Raw genomic sequence first — 18,527 nt, forward strand, 5'->3', positions numbered from 1 at the left:
AGCAGTGAAGTTCAAAATAGAGAGGTTGGGTTGAGGTTCCCGTTACCCAATTCTTCATTTAAAATAAGGTGTTGGGTTTGGCGATCGCAAGAGTCTAACCTACTTCATCTATTTGAGAAACGCTATAGACAGGTGCAAATTGAGGAGTAAAGGCTTACCGAAATTGACTAAATATTTACTGATCGGTTCTACTAAAGCTTACAGTGGCAAGTCCGCTATCGCCCTGGGGATAGCACTCGGACTCCGGGAACAAGGATTGACCGTCGCCTACGGCAAACCCCTGGGAACTTCTTTTAACTCTGATGAACCTGGTGCCGAAGAGGAAGACGTGCGCTTCGCGATCGAGACCCTGAAGCTCAAAGATACCCAAATGCCATCTACTCTGCTTGCTTTGGACGAAGAAACTGTTCACAAGCGACTGCGAGGAGAAGATCGGACTGATTACCGCCAGTCTCTAGCGGAATATGTCCAAGGCCAAAGTACAGACTTAGTGCTGCTAGAAGGTCCTGCTAATTTAGAGGAAGGCAGTCTGTTTGACTTGTCTTTGCCTCAAGTGGCCCAGGCCGTTGATGCCTCTGTGCTGCTGGTGACACGCCCGATCGATCTGTTTGTAGATGATTTGCTTTCAGCTAAGCAACGTTTAGGTTCCCGTTTGCTAGGTGTCGTCCTCAACGACGTTCCCTCCGACAAACTCGAATCCATCGCCTCCACTGTGCGACCTTTTCTGGAAGCACAAGGAATTCCAGTGCTGGGAATGCTACCGAGAAGCGCTTTGCTACGCAGTGTCAGCGTCAAAGAACTGGTTCACCAATTGAAAGCTGAGGTACTGTGTCGCCCAGACCGTTTGGATTTGATGGTCGAAACCTTGACAATTGGTGCAATGAATGTTAGTTCCGCTCTCAAGTATTTCCGCAAAGCCAGAAATATGGCAGTGGTGACAGGGGGCGATCGCACCGACATCCAGTTAGCAGCTCTGGAAAGCTCTACTCAGTGCTTAATTCTCACAGGACACTTGCCTCCTTCTCCCCTAGTCATCGGCAGAGCAGAAGAAATGGAAATTCCAGTGTTGTCGGTGGATTTAGATACCTTAACCACTGTGGAAATTATCGACAGTACCTTTGGCAACGTGCGCCTGCACGAGACCATTAAGGTGGAATGCGTTACTCAACTAATGGCAGAGCATTTTGACATTAACGCACTGATGGCTTCCCTAACCCTGGGTGATTAAATTCCTATCTAAGGAAAAAATAAGTAGCCAGAAGCAAACAGGAAGTCTCAATTTTTGATTCTTCCTACTTCTGCTTTTGAGTCAGACGATCGTTGACTGTGCCGAAACCATAGGAGTGGTAAAATTCAACCTTCGGCCGGCCGATACCAACATTCTGGACTCAATCAGTTTTTAATCGCCCAAACCATTGATTTTATGGCATTGGCCTTCTTCCTTGTGGCTTTTTGCTGGTTCCGGCTGGTATATTTGTGATGAGAGGATATATTCCTCATCCAGTCCGATCGGGTAAATCTGTAATTCTTAACTTCTTTTTAGCTGCAATAGCTATTCCGTCTGCTAGAATCCACAACGTAGTTTTATTTAATTTAATAAATTCTTTGAGTCAATCAATTGAGCTACCCAGAGTTGATGATTTTTTACAAGAACTTGCGGCAATCCAGCAAACAAGCTCCAAGCGGCTTGCTCTTTTGGGTTCTCGCCATGTTCCCATTACCCACCAGCAGCTAATTGAGATGCTGAGCTACGCCTTAGTTTTGTCTGGTAATCAGCTCATAACTTCTGGCGCTACAGGCACCAATTCAGCAGCGATTCGGGGGGCGATGCGAGCAGATCCCAATCTGCTGACCGTGATTTTGCCACAAAGCATGAGCCGCCAGCCACGAGAGTCTCGCGAGCAGCTAGAACAAGTGATACATTTGGTAGAAAATCCCAAAAATGACAGTTTGTCTCTCCCAGAAGCAAGCGCCCTGTGCAATCAGGAGATTATTTCTCGGTGTCAGCAACTGCTCTGTTTTGCTTTTCACGAAAGTCACACTTTGCTGAAAACTTGTCAGGATGCAGAGGAACAGCGCAAAGTCGTTACTCTGTTCTATTTTGATTGAAATACGAGGCGGATAATGCTATTAGGATTACCTGTTTCGGTTATTTTGCTTGATTGTATTGTTGCTGCGGCCGCCCTGGTGTACGCCCCGTTTTTGGTGGTTGCCTACGCCCGCTTGCAGTTAGGCTACGATCGAGCAGCGCCCCGCGCTATGTTTGAGAAATTACCTGCTTACGCTCAACGGGCTACTTGGGCTCACCAAAATTCCTTTGAGACGTTTATGCTGTTTTCAGCGGCAGCTTTGATGGCTTTTGTGACGGGGGTAGATTCGGAGGCGGCTGGTTGGGCTGCGATCGCTTTTACGATCGCCCGGTTGTTGTTTTCAGTTTTCTATATCCTGAATATACCACTGGGGCGATCGCTCATGTTTGCCATTAGTTCTTCTTGCACTGTCACTCTATTTTATTTCAGTTTGATGGCTGTTAATAACTAATTGTTATTGGTGATTGGTTGTTGGTGATTGGTGATTGGTTGTTGGTGATTGGTTGTTGGTGATTGGTTATTGGTTATTTGTATTAATTCCAATCGCCAATCTCCCCATTTCCTCCCCCCTTGGGGGGGGTAAGCCAATTCCCAATTCCCAATCCCCAATTCCCAATTCCCAATTCCCCATTCCCCATTCCCAATTCCCCATTCCCAATTATCATTTTATGGCAGCCAGTTATTCCTTTGATATTGTGAGCGACTTCGACCGTCAAGAATTAGTTAATGCTGTTGACCAAACAACACGGGAAATTCAAAGTCGCTACGACCTGAAAGACACCAAAACCACCGTGGAATTAGGTGCTGAATCCATTATTGTCAATACCGACAGTGAATTTACATTGGATGCAATTCACACTGTTTTGCAAACTAAATCTGCCAAACGCAATTTGTCTCTGAAAATTTTTGATTATGGCAAAATTGAAGCTGCTAGTAACAGTCGGGTTCGTCAAGAAATTAAACTCAAAAAAGGAATTGACCAGGAAATTGCTAAAAAGATTACTAAATTAATTAGAGATGAATTTAAAAAGATTCAAGGATCGATTCAAGGCGATGCGGTGCGGGTTTCTGCCAAGGATAAAGATGATTTGCAGTTGGTAATTCAACGATTGAAGCAAGAAGATTACCCCGTAGCTTTGCAGTTTACCAATTATAGGTAAAGTTTTGAAAGCTAACTCAAAGATGCAATGGAGATCTAGCCGAATTTTAGTTAGCCACCAATTCCCTAACCAAATGTGCCAAACGCTCTGCACTGTCTGTCACAGCTAATTGAGTAGCAGCTTGGGACATTTTTGCCAAATGTTGAGTGTCGCTGAGTAAATGTAAAACTTTACTTTGCAAAATATCAGCAGTCAATTCACTTTGACGAAATACCAAAGCTGCTCCCGAAGCGGCAAACACTTCGGCATTAAAATTTTGGTGGTTGTCCGCGGCGAAAGGAAAAGGAATTAAAATAGCAGGCATTCCAGTCACTGCTAATTCTGTCATAGCACTAGCACCCGATCGACTAATTGCTAAATTTGCCCGGTGCAATAAACCAGCCACATTATCATAAAATGGCATCGATATATATTGTGCGTGCTGCAAACTTTCAGCATCCGGGTCATTATTTCCGGTGAGGTGAACCACCCAAGCACCAGCATCAAACCAAGATCGAGCACACTGTCTCACTAACTTATTAACTGCGACAGCACCTTGAGAGCCACCCATGACTAAAATTACAGGTACGTTGTCAGGAATTGGTAAATTGAGAGGTTCGTGAGTCAGGAATTGCGATCGCACGGGCGTACCAGCAAACACAGTTTTGGCGCGGGGTAAATACTGGGCTGCGGCTTCAAACCCGATCGCCACTGCACTGCAAATAGGACTAAACCAACGAGTCACCTTACCCGGAAAAACATTAGATTCGTGAAGAATCACCGGCAAACCCAAAGAGCGAGCCGCCAAAATTGCGGGTGCTGCGATGTAACCTCCGGTAGTAAATACTCCGTGAAAATTTCCCTGTTTGAGCAATCGGCGCACTTGCAGAATCGAGCTGGCGAGACCACCTAAAATTCGCACTGTACCGAGTCCCAATCGCTGCTGAAAGCCTTCAACGGCGATGGTGTGGAGGGGGTAAAGGGGCGAGACTAACTGAGTCTCCATGCGGTCGGGAACTCCCAGCCATTCGATGTGACAGTCATGCAACTGTTCAGCGGTGGCGATCGCCGGAAATAAATGTCCTCCTGTGCCACTAGCTGCAATCAACAACCGGATAGGGGATTTTGTCAAGGTATTTGTCTCTGTTACAAGTTCCACAGCTCGATCGATTTTGGGTTTAGGGTTTTAGATTATTATGCTGATTTTTCCGGCAGTTTCAGCCAATTTCTCATCAGCCATCTAAAATTAGATAGTGCCGTGTTCCGCTCAGTTGTCAGTCTTCGTTGCAGGCGAACCATGGTCCGCTTCGCGACCCCTGACAAATAACCAAATTATCATCTAATGCGTAATTTTTTGAATTTAGTGCCAAGTGTATCTCAGTATTGGACCAGCCATCGGCACAAAAAAGCCGATCGCCCGTACATCCGCTTGTCGGTTGTTTGGAATGTAGTCGAAGGCTCGATCGCCCCTTTGTTGATCTGTTTGACAGTTCTCAGTAGTAGCATACTGCATCCGGCTGCTGTCAGAGCCCAAGGAGTGCGGGAGGCGAATCCAAGAGTACAAGCTCAAACCCCTACAGCGGCACCGGCTGAATTGACAAAACTGCTAACAGAAATTGACGCAGCGGCAAATCGTCGCGATGTCAAAGCAGTCATGGCCTTTTATGGTCAAAATTTCACTCATTCTGACGGATTCAACAGTCAGAATATGGAAACAGCATTAACTCAACTTTGGCAGCGCTATCCCAGTTTAAATTACCGCACAGAGATCAAATCTTGGAAAGCCGAAGCCAGCGCGATCGTTGCTGAAACCGTGACTACAATCGCCGGCACTCAGAAAAAAGACGGTAGAGACTTAACTCTCAAAGCTACTATTCGTTCTCAGCAACGCTTTGAAGGTCAAAAAATAGTCAAACAAGAGATTTTAGCAGAACAAACTCAGGTTAGTTCTGGCAAAAATCCTCCCACGATTCAAGTGAACTTGCCAGAGCAAGTTAAGGTGGGTGAAGACTACCATTTTGATGCAATTGTTCGAGAGCCGATCGGGGATGATATTTTAATAGGAACAGTGGTGGAAGCACCAGTCGGCGATCAAACATCCATCAAGCCGCCACAAGTCGATTTAGAGTTGTTAAATTCCGGGGGAATTTTTAAAGTAGGTAAAGCTCCAGCCACACCGGAAAATCGGTTGGTTTCAGCAGTATTGATGCGACAAGGTGGTATAACCACAGTCACTGTGCGCTTACGAGTTGTCAAGTAAAGATGTTATTGGTTATTGGTAACAGGTTATTGGCAAAAATTAAATAACTAATAACTAATAACTAATAACTAATAACTAATAACTAATAACAAAAATGATTTATATCCAAAATCAAATTGTTTTAATTACGGGTGCCAGTAGCGGTATCGGAGCAGCCTGTGCCAAGATATTTGCTAGGGGTGGGGCTAAACTAATTTTAGCAGCGCGGCGCATCGACAAGCTCGATCGACTGGCAAAAGAACTGGTAGAAACCGGATTAACAGCATCGGCCAACCAAATTTATTTGCTAGAGTTAGACGTGCGCGATCGCCCAAAAGTCGAATCGGCTGTAAATACACTTCCCGAAGCTTGGAAAGCGATCGATATTTTGATTAACAACGCCGGGTTAAGTCGAGGCTTAGATAAACTGCACGAAGGGAACTTTCAAGACTGGGAAGAAATGATTGATACCAATGTAAAAGGCTTGCTTTACATGACTCGCTACATCGTACCCGGAATGGTAAATCGAGGTCGCGGTCACATAGTCAATATTGGTTCCATTGCCGGTCGCGAAACCTACCCAAAAGGCAATGTTTATTGTGCTTCCAAAGCGGCAGTAAAAGCAATTTCCGAAGGGTTAAAACAAGACCTGTTAGGAACACCAGTCCGAGTAACACACATAGAACCCGGGTTAGTGGAAACAGAATTTAGCAATGTTAGGTTTCACGGCGACACAGAAAAAGCCAAAAATGTCTATCAAGGATTAACACCGCTGACTGGTGATGATGTAGCCGATGTCGTGTATTTTTGTGCGACGCGATCGCCCCACGTTAATATTAGCGAAATTTTGCTAGTTCCCACAGACCAAGCCACTGCAACCTTAGTTCATCGAAAATAGTTTGGATGTTTGAGAGGAAACTTTCCGGATCTAAATAGCATCCCCAGGAAAGTAGATAGGTAGATGCACCCTGATTGATTGATAACTCCCGACCAAATTTGGCCGGGTTTTTTTTGTCGATGACAGCCACAGCGCCAAACATCTCCATCCCTCGAAGAGTCAAAAAAACCTAATTCATCCTGAACATCCCTCCAGCCCATGAAAAGTAAATAAAGATGCACCCTGATGAATCAACCCCAGCCAAATTTGGCCGGGGTTTTTTTTGTCTACTAAAGCCACAGCGCCAAACATCTGAGTCCCTAGGAGGTGAAAAAAATCAAATTCATCCTGAAAGAGGTCTGAACATACCGGAGACTTAATTAGTAGATGCACCCTGATTAATTAACTCCCGACCAAATTTGGCCGGGTTTTTTTTGTCTACTAAAGCCACAGCGCCAAACATCTGAGTCCCTCGGAGGTGTTTTCTCTCCCCGGAGATCCCCCCCAACCCCCCTTAAAAAGGGGGGAGAAAGAAGCTCTTTCGTCCCCCTTAAGAAGGGGGATGCGAGGGGGATCGGGATCTGATGGATCAGGCAAGAAAACACGCCCTAGGAGGTAAAAAAAATCAAATTCATCCTGAAAGAGGTCTGAACATACCGGAGACTTAATTAGTAGATGCACCCTGATTAATTAACTCCCGACCAAATTTGGCCGGGTTTTTTTTGTCTACTAAAGCCACAGCGCCAAAAATCTGAGTCCCTCGGAGGTGTTTTCTCTCCCCGGAGATCCCCCCAACCCCCCTTAAAAAGGGGGGAGAAAGAAGCTCTTTCGTCCCCCTTAAGAAGGGGGATGCGAGGGGGATCGGGATCTGATGGATCAGGCAAGAAAACACGCCCTAGGAGGTAAAAAAAATCAAATTCATCCTGAAAGAGGTCTGAACATACCGGAGACTTAATTAGTAGATGCACCCTGATTAATTAACTCCCGACCAAATTTGGCCGGGTTTTTTTTGTCGATGACAGCTAAAGCTTCACAAATAGCGATCGACTCACAGCAGCCCATCGCCGCCTAAAAGCTGCTGTTTTTTCAGGTGGTTCGGTTTAAAATATCGCCTGGAAAGGTTTTGCAGTTGGTTGTCCCTTCCTTGATTGTTTTGAGGTAAAATCACCACAAAAACATCCTAAAATGATATTAAAAGCAATGGCGGTCAGATAACCAATCACCCATAGCCAATAACCAATGCAGTCGATCGCACTTTCCCAGACTCACCTATTATCCATCCGCAGCCACGCTGAAAACACCTACCCTGAAGAGTGCTGCGGTTTGTTGTTAGGTACGATCGCGGACAATGTTAAAACCTTAGTAGAAGTTTGGCCAACCAAAAATGCCTGGAGTGCGGAAACTGAAGATAATTGCTCAGACTCAAAATTATTGACAAAAAAACGCAGATATGCTATATCGCCACAAGATATGCTGAAGGGAATGAAAGATGGGCGCGATCGCAATTTAGAAATTATCGGCATCTACCATTCTCACCCAGATGGTCAGGCAATACCATCAGAGTGCGATCGCAGCCTAGCCTGGCCGCAATACTCCTACATCATTGTGTCCGTTCCACAAGGCCGTTGTGAAGACGTCCGCAGTTGGACTCTAGACAGAGAAAACAAATTCCAAGCCGAGGAAATCCTCACATTAGATTAAGAAATAATTACTAAAAATCACAAACACGCAAAACTGCGAAAGATTTAGATAGGATATAATTCAAAATCGGCGCTACACAGAATATCATGCTAAATCCTAATCTGGACGAGATCCAGCTCAACAAAGAAGAATACGAACGCTACTCTCGCCACCTAATCCTGCCAGAAGTTGGATTGGATGGGCAGAAGCGTCTCAAAGCTGCCAGCGTACTCTGTATCGGCACAGGAGGACTCGGTTCACCACTGCTGCTGTATTTAGCAGCGGCAGGGATTGGCCGCATTGGTATTGTAGACTTTGATATTGTTGACACTTCCAACTTGCAGCGACAGGTAATTCACGGCACATCTTGGGTAGGAAAACCCAAGATTGAATCGGCTAAAAATCGGATTTTAGAAATCAATCCTTTGTGTCAAGTTGATTTGTACGAAACTCGCGTTAGTTCCGAAAATGCGATCGCCATTGCGACACCCTATGACATCATCATCGATGGTACAGACAACTTCCAGACTCGCTACTTGATGAACGACGTTTCCGTGCTATTAAATAAGCCCAACGTCTACGGTTCCATCTTCCGATTTGAAGGACAAGCAACAGTTTTCAACTACGAAGGTGGCCCGAATTACCGAGATTTGTACCCAGAACCCCCACCGCCGGGGATGGTACCTTCCTGTGCAGAAGGTGGCGTTTTAGGCGTATTACCAGGAGTCATTGGCTGCATTCAAGCAACTGAAGCGATCAAAATTATCTTGGGTCAAGGCACTACTTTGAGTGGCCGACTGTTGCTGTACAATGCCTTAGACATGACATTCCGGCAGTTAAAACTGCGGCCAAATCCAGTGCGCCCAGTCATTGAAAAGTTAATCGATTACGAACAATTCTGCGGCATTCCTCAAGCCAAAGCAGAGGAAGCAAAAATACAAGTTGCTGAGATGACTGTCACGGAACTTAAGCAGTTAATCGATAGCGGTGCGAAGGATTTTCTGCTGCTAGATGTTCGGAATCCTAACGAGTATCAAATTGCTAAAATTCCTGGGTCAGTATTAGTACCATTACCAGATATTGAAAATGGCAATGGTGTTGAGAAAGTCAAGGAATTGTTGAATGGCCACCGATTAATTGCACATTGCAAAATGGGCGGGCGTTCTGCGAAGGCTTTGGGTATTTTGAAAGAAGCTGGTATTGAGGGGATTAATGTTAAGGGCGGAATTACGGCTTGGAGTCAAGAAGTAGACCCCTCAGTGCCTCAATATTAAGTCAAATCAAATCCGTTTGCATCGGAATCAAATCTCTCCCCCTACTCTGCTTCCTCTGCGTACTCTGCGGTTAAATCATATCAATTCGGGTTGTATCGGAATGATTTAACCGCGAAGGCGCTAAGGACGCGAAGGAAGAGAAGAGAGAGTTTAATACAGGACGATGCAGAGAGGATTTTATATCATATCGTTGACCGTTGTATCGGAATGATTTAACCACAGAGAACACAGAGGACACAGAGAAAGAGTAGAGAGAAATAATAATTCCCATGTCAACGGATTTGATATCATTCCGATACAAGCGGAAACTAGATCAAAAATAATGCTGTGTCCCTACCCAATAGAGATATTGGGTAGGGACACATCAGTGCTGTGTCCTATATTACAGGACTCTCTATTAAACGCTGAAAGCGAGTTCAGGTAATTTGGGTTCCGATGAGTCACCGGGTAATACCTTCACTACACCGTTTTCATCGACATCTACGATCGCACTTTGGCCTTCTTTTAGCCTACCAGACAACATTTCCTCAGCCAGTACATCTTCCAGCAATCGCATAATTGCGCGCCGTAATGGTCGGGCACCATAACTGGGGTTGTAGCCTTCTTTAACTAACAGTTCCTTGAATGCTTCTGTGACAGACAAGGTAATTTCCTGTTCTGTTAAGCGGCTGAAAAGTTGCTGCAACATGATGTCAGCAATCTGCTTAATTTCTTGTGTGTTCAACTGGCGGAAGACGATAATTTCATCCAAGCGGTTGAGAAATTCTGGACGGAAAAACTGTTTGAGTTCCTCATTTACCAAATTCCGAACTCGGTTATATTGACCATCGGCTGCATCTTCAGCAAAGTCAAAACCGAGGCCACCGCCACCTTTTTCAATCACTTTAGAACCGATGTTTGAGGTCATAATCAGCAGGGTATTCTTGAAGTCTACTGTCCGACCTTTGGCATCAGTCAGGCGGCCGTCTTCTAAGATTTGCAGCATCATGTTGAAGACATCGGGGTGGGCTTTTTCGATTTCATCGAACAAGACTACCGTGTAAGGACGGCGACGGACTGCTTCTGTGAGTTGGCCGCCTTCATCGTAGCCGACATAACCCGGAGGCGAACCGATAAGTTTGGAAACTGTGTGGCGTTCCATATACTCGGACATATCTAACCGAATCATGGCTTCTTCGGAACCGAAGAAATAAGCTGCTAAAGCTTTGGTGAGTTCGGTTTTGCCGACGCCTGTGGGGCCGGAAAAGATGAAACTGGCGATCGGGCGATTTGGATTTTTCAACCCTACCCGCGCGCGACGGATCGCCTTAGAAACTGCGGTGACAGCTTCTTCTTGACCGATTAAACGCTGGTGCAAAGTGTCTTCCATGTGCAGCAGCAATTCCGATTCGGATTCTGTCAGTTTGCTGACTGGTACTCCCGTCCAATTCGCCACGATGTGGGCGATGTCTTCTTCGGTGACGATGGGAGAGATTCTGACTTGGCTTTTGTTGATTGTCGCTTCGGCGATTTCGGCTTCGATTGCTAATTCGCGATCGCGCAATTTGCTAGCTTTCTCGAAGTCTTGTTCCCGAACAGCGATATCCTTTTCTTTGCTGACAGCCGGCAGTTGTTTTTTAAGTTCTTTAACTTCTGGCGGGGTTTGCGAATTCAGCACATGAACGCGGGAACCTGCTTCGTCAATTAAGTCGATCGCCTTGTCGGGCAAAAATCGATCGTTAATGTACCTGTCTGAAAGTGTAGCTGCTGCTTCTAAAGCTGCATCGGAAATTGTCAGTTTGTGATGTTGTTCGTAAGCCGATCGCAAACCATACAATATTTCGATCGTTTCCGCCACACTCGGTTCGCCAACTTTGATTGGTTGGAACCGCCGTTCTAAGGCTGCATCGCGCTCAATGTATTTGCGATATTCGTCTAGGGTAGTAGCACCGACACACTGCAATTCCCCTCTAGCTAATGCTGGTTTGAGCATATTGGAGGCATCCATACTGCCTTGAATTGCCCCTGCACCCACTAAGGTATGAATTTCATCAATTACCAGAATAATGTTGCCTGCTGCGCGAATTTCCGCCATTATTTTCGTCAGGCGTTCTTCAAATTCGCCACGGAATTTTGTCCCTGCAATCAGCGAACCCATATCGAGGCTGATTACTTGTTTGTCTTCCAAAATTTCCGGCACATTTCTGTTAACAATCCGCTGGGCCAGTCCTTCGGCGAGGGCTGTTTTGCCTACTCCCGGTTCGCCGACTAGCACGGGGTTATTCTTCGTGCGGCGGCCTAGCACTTGAATGACGCGCTCGATTTCGTTTTCGCGACCCACGACAGGATCTAGTTTACCTTCGGCTGCTAACTTGGTGAGGTTTGTGCCGAATTCTTCTAGAGTCGGGATTTTGCGATCGGTACTTTGACGGCCTCCAGAAACCGCAGCCACTTCTCCCACTGCACGAATTACCTGAGTGCGGACTCTGGATCGATCGATCCCCAAGTTTTGCAGCACTTTTGCCGCCACACCTTCATCGTCTTGGATCAGTCCCAGTAAAATATGTTCGGTGCCGATGTAATTGTGCCCTAGCTGCCGCGCTTCATTCAGCGCCGTCTCAAAAATCCGCTTCACGCGAGGCGTAAACGGAATTTCAGGGGGTAGGAAGCCGGAACCTCTGCCGATGATATTTTCGATTTCATTGCGCGCCTCTTTCAAGTTGAGGCCCATTTCCAGTAAGACTTTTGCAGCGATGCCAGTGCCTTCGCCCACAAGTCCCAAGAGGATTTGCTCAGTGCCCACAAAATTATGGCCGAGGCGACGCGCTTCCTCTTGGGCTAGCATTATTGCTTTAATGGCTTGTTCTGTAAAGCGTTCAAACATATTTTCCTATCCTACTAACTTGGCGAGGGCTGTATCGCTGCTGGTGAGGAGCGATTTTGAGTAATACACAAATTATATATGTAAATTTTTGTGTATTTACTTCAATATAATGTATCGCTGCTGAGGATGTGCCGACAGTGGGGAGAGCCGAATAGTAGGGGGGTGGTTGCCGTCCGCTACTTAGTTGGGATATTAATGAGAAGGAATCTCAGAATAATTACATAATTACCAATATTCTATATCGGAATCATGTAGGTGTCACCAGCTCGACATATCAACGTTTTCCTGGTTTTCACCTAACCATACCATGATTGCCATGTCAAGTATAAATCTCTAATCCACTGAATTATTTGGAAAAGCCCATGCCCTTTCGCTCGCAATACCAAATCCATTCTACTTTGTACGAAGGTATAGAAACCATTATTTACCGAGGAAATATTCCTCAGCAGCAGCAAACAACCATACTCAAGATCCTAAAAGGAGAATATCCTACCCTCGATGCCATTACTCGCATTAAGCATGAGTACCGGATTCGGGAAAACTTAGACCATCCTAGTCTAGTGAAAGTCCTGAGCCTGAAAAGTTATAACAACCGCTTGGGCTTGCTTTTAGAAGATTTTGGTGGCGAATCAGTCGATCGACTAATGTCGAGACAAAAGCTCGAAATCATTACTTGTTTGAAGATTGCGATCGCGATCGCCAACAGCTTACAATACCTGCATCTTCAAAATATTATTCATAAAGATATCAAACCCAGCAACATTATTATCAACTCTCAAACAGGAGTGATTAAATTAACCGATTTCGGTATTGCTTCGCAATTGCCTAAAGAAAATTCGCAAATCAATAATTTTAACTCAACCGTCGGTACTTTTGCTTATATGTCTCCCGAACAAACAGGGAGAATGAACCGATTTCTAGACTACCGCACCGACTTCTATTCCCTAGGAGTTAGTCTGTATGAAATGCTAACAGGTGAATTACCATTTCCCAGCAACGACCCCTTAGAAATAGTTTACAGTCACATAGCCTCGCCAGCCATTTTGCCCGACCAAATAAATTCCAAAATTCCGCGGAGTATTTCACAAATAGTCATGAAATTGATGGCAAAAAATGCCGAAGACAGGTATCAAAGCGCCGCCGGATTATTAGCAGATTTAGAAAAATGTTTACATCAATTAACGAACCAGGGAGAAATTACTGATTTCTGCCCAGGAAAATTAGATATATTAAGTCAGTTATGGATTCCCCAAAAATTGTACGGACGGGAAAAACAAGTAAGCGAATTATTAGCCGCCTTTGGACGAGTAGCTAATCCCGTCGATGAAAATTCTTCCCATTCCCAAATCGAACTGATGTTAGTATCTGGTTATTCAGGTATCGGCAAATCAGCGGTAGTTAAAGAAATTCATAAACCCATTACCCGACAGCGGGGCTATTTTATTTCCGGTAAATTTGACCAATTCCAGCGGAATATACCTTACGCATCCTTAATTCAAGCTTTTCAATCTTTGTTCCAGCAATTACTTACAGAAAACAGCAAAAATGTACAAAACTGGAAACATAAACTTTTAGCCACACTCGGTGATTCGGCACAAGTAATTATTGACGTAATTCCTGAACTAGAATTGCTGATTGGTAAACAGCAACCAGTCGCTGAACTTGCCCCAAAAGAAGCCCAAAATCGCTTCAACAGGTTATTCAAAGATTTAATTCATGTATTTGCACGGAAAGAGCATCCATTAGTCATATTTCTCGATGACTTGCAGTGGGCAGATTCAGCGACATTGAAATTAATTGAATTATTGGCTACAAATACTGACACGAAATATTTGTTATTAATTGGAGCCTATCGGGATAATGAAGTTAACTCGACACATCCTTTGATGCAAACAGTCAAACATATTCAGGAACAAGGAACTATTGTCAATAAATTAGTATTAAAACCCCTCGATTTAGACCAGGTTAATAGATTGATGTCTGACACATTAAACAAATCAGAATTGTGTCAAAATTTAGCTAGCTTACTGTGGAATAAAACTGGTGGAAATCCATTTTTTTTAAATCAGTTAATCAAAGCTATTTATCAAGAAAATCTCTTAAAGTTTGATTTTTATCAGGCTGAATGGCAGTGGGACATAGAAGCTATTCAAGCTATTGGAATTACAGATAAAACTGTAGTAGAACTATTAGTAAGTCGCCTGCAACAACTACCAAAAATCACACAAGATATTTTACAATTAGCTGCTTGTATCGGAGACCATTTCACTCTAAATGTTCTGTCTACAATTAACAAAAAGTCTGTGTCAGTCACTGGCTTGGAATTATGGGATGCTTTGCAAGCCGGGTTGATACTTCCTTTGAATGAAAGCTACCTGATTCCTTTACTTTTCGATGGAAAAGAAGCAATTGATTTAAGCTTCAACCCTGCCCTAGTAGGTTATAAATTTTTACACGATCGAGTCCAGCAAGCAGCTTATTCTCTGATTCCCGATAGTGACAAAAAAGCTACCCATATGAGCATAGGTAAATTGCTCTTGGAAAGCACGCCCCACGATAAATTAGAGGAAAATATTTTTGATATTGTTAATCAATTGAATGTGGGAATTGACAACATCGAAGCGGTACTTGAAAAGACCGAGATGGCAGAATTAAATCTGATTGCTGGACGTAAGGCAAAAGCTGCTAATGCTTGCGAAGCTGCTGTCAAATATTTGAATGCAGGAATGTCACTCTTAGCATCTGATAGTTGGGTTAGTAACTATGATTTGACACTTCAATTCTATGTAGAATTGGCAGAATCAGAATGTTTCAATACTAATTTCGAGCAAGCAACAGCTTTGGTTGAAGTAGTTTTAAGTTGTGCGAAAGATAGACTCGATCGCATGAAAGTGTATCAGATTCAAATACAGATATTTCAAGCTCAAAGCCAGATGTTGAAAGCTGTGGAAACTGGCATTGAAGTCTTGAATATTCTGGGGTTACAATTATTAGACGAAAACCTAAAAATTCCTAACTTGCCGAGCATTGATGATGTAGAAAACCTGCCAGAAATGACAGATCCCTATCAACTAGCAGCTTTGCAAATACTAATAGCTATCTATCCTCCTGCTTATATTGCCAAACCAGAAATTGTGTCGCCCCTCGTCTTGACAATGGTCAATCTTTGTCTGACAAATGGTCATTCAGGGTTAGCTGCTTTTCCCTATACTCTTTATGGCATGATGTTATGTGGAGTTAAAGGTGATATTGTCTCTGGATATCATGCTGGAATCATTGCTTTAAAACTGTTGGATAAATTCCATGCAATTCAACATAAAGCAAAAGTTTACGTCATGTTTAATGCTCACATAAAAATTTGGAAAGAGCCTGCTAAAAATACACTTTTTGCATTTTTAGAGGCAATGAAAAGCGGTGTAGAAATAGGCGATATGGAATGGGCTATTTATAGCTCAAAGCACTACATTATCAATTTGTTTTTAGTGGGAAAACCTTTAGAATATGTAGAACAGCAACAAGCTATATATATGGAATCTTTGGTAAAAAATAAGCATGAATTTGCCATTGGTTATGCAAAGATTTGGCAAGTAATTACTTTGAGTTTAAGAAGTGAAACACCAGAGCAAGTAGCCTTAGTTAGCAGTGGATTGAATGACACGGCGATGCTGTCTCTGTGGCGGAAACAGAATAATCGAATGTCGCTGTTTGCTGCTTATGTAGCTCAAGTGATGATGCTGTTCTTATTTAAAGATTATGCTCTGGCTGTGGCTAGGGCTAAACTAGCAGTAGAATATGCAGATGGCGCGATCGGGCTGATTACTATCGGCGTACATAACTTTTATTATTCGCTTTCTCTCCTCGCTCATTACCCCCAAACACCCAATCAAACAGAATCTTTAGCTATTGTTGAATTCAATCAGATAAAAATGAAGTTGTGGGCATACCATGCACCCATGAACTATCAACATAAATTTGATTTGGTTGCCGCGGAAAAAGCGCGAATCTTAGGCAATAAGCTAGAAGCAATGGACTATTATGACCTAGCTATTAAAGGAGCTGCTGCTAACGGTTATCTCCAAGAAGAAGCATTAGCTTACGAATTAGCTGGAGAGTTTTATCAATCTTGGGGTAAGGAAATAATTGCTAGAGCTTATCTGGATAAAGCTTATTATGCTTACATACACTGGGGAGCTATAGCCAAAGTTAAAGACTTAGAATCTCGCTATGATTATTTAGTCGATCGCTCGCGACAAATCCTCTATCCTAATGTCAGTGCCACCACTGTAACAACCACGATCGATCAGAACTTATCCCTAGATATATCAACAGTTTTCAAAGCATCTCAAGCTCTTTCTGGGGAAATTTTTATCAGTAGTTTGTTAGAGAAACTCCTATATATTATCAGGGAAAATGCCGGAGCGCAGAAAATAATTTTTATTGCCAATACAGGTAATGAATTAGCAATAGAAGTGGCACTATTCGGCAACACAAATGATGTTACCGTGCTGGAATCTCTGCCAATAACCGAAGGAGGAATGTTGCCAATTTCCTTGATTAACTATGTAGAAAAAACGAGAAAACCCTTAGTTTTAGACGATGCTACAGTCCCCGATCGATTCAATTTAGATCCTTATTTTACCCTCCATCAACCCCTATCTATTCTGGTATTGCCAGTGATTCATCAAGGCAATCTCAAAGGAATATTTTACTTAGAAAATAATGTCACCAAAGGTGCTTTTACCAAAGAAAGGTTGGAAGTTTTGAAAATGCTGTCTGCACAAGCAGCGATCTCTCTAGAAAATGCCAGTTTTTATACAGTTCTGGAAAAGCGAGTAGTAGAAAGAACTCAAGAATTACAAGCCACCTTAGAAGAACTAAGTCGCACTCAATTACAGTTAATTCAAAGTGAAAAAATGTCTAGTCTAGGGCAATTAGTTGGGGGAATTGCTCACGAAATCAATAATCCGATTAATTTTATTCATGGAAATTTGCATTACAGCGATCGATATCTTCAAGATTTAGTTGATTTATTGCTTTTATACCAAAAATATTACCCAGAGCCGGTGCAGCCTATAGTAGATAAATGTGAGGAAATCGAGTTGAATTTTTTAATGCAAGATTTTCATAAAATTATTGATTCGATGAAACTGGGTGTTGGGAGAGTTCGCGATATTGTGCTGTCGTTGCGAAATTTTGCCAGACTTGATGAATCAGAAATAAAATGGGTGAATCTCCATGAAGGCATCGACAGTACCTTGATGATTTTGCAGAAAAGATTAAGTGGAATAACAGTGATTAAGCAGTACGCACACTTGCCTTTGGTGAACTGCTATGCCGGAGAAATTAATCAGGTATTTATGAATTTACTGATGAATGCTATTGATGCTTTGTCTCGAGGAATTGGGAGCAAAGTTGACCAGACACAGCCTCCGACAATTTGGATTGTTACTGAAGTTTTAGAAAAAAATAAAGTGGCGATTCGGATTGCTGATAATGGTATGGGGATGACTTCGGAGGTGAAGGCCAGAATTTTCGATCCGTTTTTTACTACAAAACCAGTAGGTAAGGGCACTGGTTTGGGACTGTCAATCAGTTATAAAATTGTGCTAGAGCAGCACGGAGGAAAGTTGATTTGTGACTCTGCACCGGGAGAGGGAGCAGAGTTTAAAATTGTGCTTCCTTATTAATGAATTAGAACCACACTGAAAGCAATTGTTCAATTATTTTCATAAATCCGATCGCAATTTGAATTAACGGCCAACCCACCAAACAAATTAACACCGCCCAGCGAGTTTGAATATCCAACCCTTGGCGAACTCCCACAATTACCGCTAGCAAACTCCAGACAGCTAATATACGCTCTATTCCTTCTCCCAACAAAGGAATTAGCGTTAAAAAATTCAGCACTTGGGGGGCGTAGGCAAATCCGATGGGAATTAGTAATTCCCCATAATTTACGTGACCTGGTTTTAGCCAATCCCCGATTTTAGAGATAGTAAAAGTCCAAAAATAATAACCTCCCACCACTGCCAAGCCATCTATCAAAAGAGCTAAAAATAGAACCGAAGCCTCTGTTCGATTGATTAACAAAATGATTGCATTGCCCAGAATCTTAGACACTGCTGCTAAAATTACAATTGTTAACGCTATCCGCTTAGTTTTGGGAGTGTATGAAGTATTTTCGTAAAAATTGCTGTTTAAAGAAAGGGCATTCCACAGCGTTACCCCTAAACCCGCAATTGAATCTTTTCCCCTCACTTTTGATTACTGCTCCAGAAGATAGTTGACAATTTCTACATAATCGGGTCTAATACAGAAAAATACATCAAGTATTGTTCCCAAATTAGAAAAATTATTGGTATTTT

13 protein-coding genes are annotated in these 18,527 nt (G+C 43.2%); 9 read left to right on the forward strand and 4 right to left on the reverse strand.

Features of this window, described 5'->3' with window-relative positions; genetic code table 11:
* Nucleotides 1–139 precede the first annotated feature (139 nt).
* The 3 genes from P2A85_RS13385 to P2A85_RS13395 all read left to right on the forward strand — a co-directional run bounded on the left by P2A85_RS13385 (nt 140) and on the right by P2A85_RS13395 (nt 2,541).
* Complete coding sequence (locus P2A85_RS13385) at nt 140–1,228, forward strand: phosphotransacetylase family protein (protein WP_377480801.1); 1,089 nt, start codon at nt 140–142, stop codon at nt 1,226–1,228.
* A 377-nt stretch (nt 1,229–1,605) separates the two neighbouring features.
* Nucleotides 1,606–2,109 carry a DNA recombination-mediator protein A gene (locus P2A85_RS13390; protein ID WP_340525435.1) on the forward strand — a complete coding sequence of 168 codons (504 nt, stop codon included), beginning with the start codon at nt 1,606–1,608 and terminating at the stop codon, nt 2,107–2,109.
* 15 nt (nt 2,110–2,124) lie between these two features.
* Nucleotides 2,125–2,541 carry an MAPEG family protein gene (locus P2A85_RS13395; protein WP_377480804.1) on the forward strand — a complete coding sequence of 139 codons (417 nt, stop codon included), beginning with the start codon at nt 2,125–2,127 and terminating at the stop codon, nt 2,539–2,541.
* Nucleotides 2,542–2,607: 66 nt separating this feature from the next.
* Here P2A85_RS13395 and P2A85_RS13400 read toward each other — a convergent pair whose 3' ends face one another.
* Nucleotides 2,608–2,742 carry a hypothetical protein gene (locus P2A85_RS13400; RefSeq protein WP_377480807.1) on the reverse strand — a complete coding sequence of 45 codons (135 nt, stop codon included), beginning with the start codon at nt 2,740–2,742 and terminating at the stop codon, nt 2,608–2,610.
* Between the two features lie 16 nt (nt 2,743–2,758).
* On the opposite strand from P2A85_RS13400, the gene P2A85_RS13405 reads away from it, so the two are divergent.
* A complete protein-coding gene (locus P2A85_RS13405) occupies nt 2,759–3,250 on the forward strand; it encodes a YajQ family cyclic di-GMP-binding protein (protein ID WP_341739886.1) in 492 nt (163 codons plus the stop codon).
* A 46-nt stretch (nt 3,251–3,296) separates the two neighbouring features.
* Here the strand turns inward: P2A85_RS13405 and murG are convergent, their stop codons facing one another.
* Nucleotides 3,297–4,361: an undecaprenyldiphospho-muramoylpentapeptide beta-N-acetylglucosaminyltransferase gene (gene murG / locus P2A85_RS13410; RefSeq protein WP_377480810.1), complete on the reverse strand. Its 1,065-nt coding sequence runs from the start codon at nt 4,359–4,361 to the stop codon at nt 3,297–3,299.
* A 210-nt stretch (nt 4,362–4,571) separates the two neighbouring features.
* Between murG and P2A85_RS13415 the strand changes: the two genes are divergently transcribed.
* The 4 genes from P2A85_RS13415 to moeB all read left to right on the forward strand — a co-directional run bounded on the left by P2A85_RS13415 (nt 4,572) and on the right by moeB (nt 9,299).
* Nucleotides 4,572–5,489, forward strand: coding sequence for a nuclear transport factor 2 family protein (locus tag P2A85_RS13415; RefSeq protein WP_377480814.1), 918 nt, complete (start codon nt 4,572–4,574; stop codon nt 5,487–5,489).
* Nucleotides 5,490–5,583: 94 nt separating this feature from the next.
* Entirely contained in the window at nt 5,584–6,366 is a 783-nt protein-coding gene (locus P2A85_RS13420) for an SDR family oxidoreductase (protein ID WP_377480817.1), read from the forward strand.
* 1,218 nt (nt 6,367–7,584) lie between these two features.
* The gene (locus P2A85_RS13425) at nt 7,585–8,046 is read left to right on the forward strand and encodes a M67 family metallopeptidase (RefSeq protein WP_377480820.1); all 462 of its coding nucleotides are present in this window, start codon (nt 7,585–7,587) and stop codon (nt 8,044–8,046) included.
* Between the two features lie 86 nt (nt 8,047–8,132).
* A complete protein-coding gene (gene moeB, locus P2A85_RS13430) occupies nt 8,133–9,299 on the forward strand; it encodes a molybdopterin-synthase adenylyltransferase MoeB (protein ID WP_377480823.1) in 1,167 nt (388 codons plus the stop codon).
* A 397-nt stretch (nt 9,300–9,696) separates the two neighbouring features.
* On the opposite strand, the gene P2A85_RS13435 is transcribed toward moeB, so the two are convergent.
* A complete protein-coding gene (locus tag P2A85_RS13435; protein ID WP_377480825.1) occupies nt 9,697–12,162 on the reverse strand; it encodes an ATP-dependent Clp protease ATP-binding subunit in 2,466 nt (821 codons plus the stop codon).
* Nucleotides 12,163–12,524: 362 nt separating this feature from the next.
* Between P2A85_RS13435 and P2A85_RS13440 the strand changes: the two genes are divergently transcribed.
* Nucleotides 12,525–17,849, forward strand: coding sequence for an AAA family ATPase (locus P2A85_RS13440; protein ID WP_377480828.1), 5,325 nt, complete (start codon nt 12,525–12,527; stop codon nt 17,847–17,849).
* 4 nt (nt 17,850–17,853) lie between these two features.
* Here the strand turns inward: P2A85_RS13440 and P2A85_RS13445 are convergent, their stop codons facing one another.
* Nucleotides 17,854–18,420 carry a hypothetical protein gene (locus P2A85_RS13445; RefSeq protein WP_377480831.1) on the reverse strand — a complete coding sequence of 189 codons (567 nt, stop codon included), beginning with the start codon at nt 18,418–18,420 and terminating at the stop codon, nt 17,854–17,856.
* Nucleotides 18,421–18,527: the final 107 nt, after the last annotated feature.

This window comes from Microcoleus anatoxicus (assembly GCF_042465725.1).
Classification (GTDB): domain Bacteria; phylum Cyanobacteriota; class Cyanobacteriia; order Cyanobacteriales; family Microcoleaceae; genus Microcoleus; species Microcoleus anatoxicus.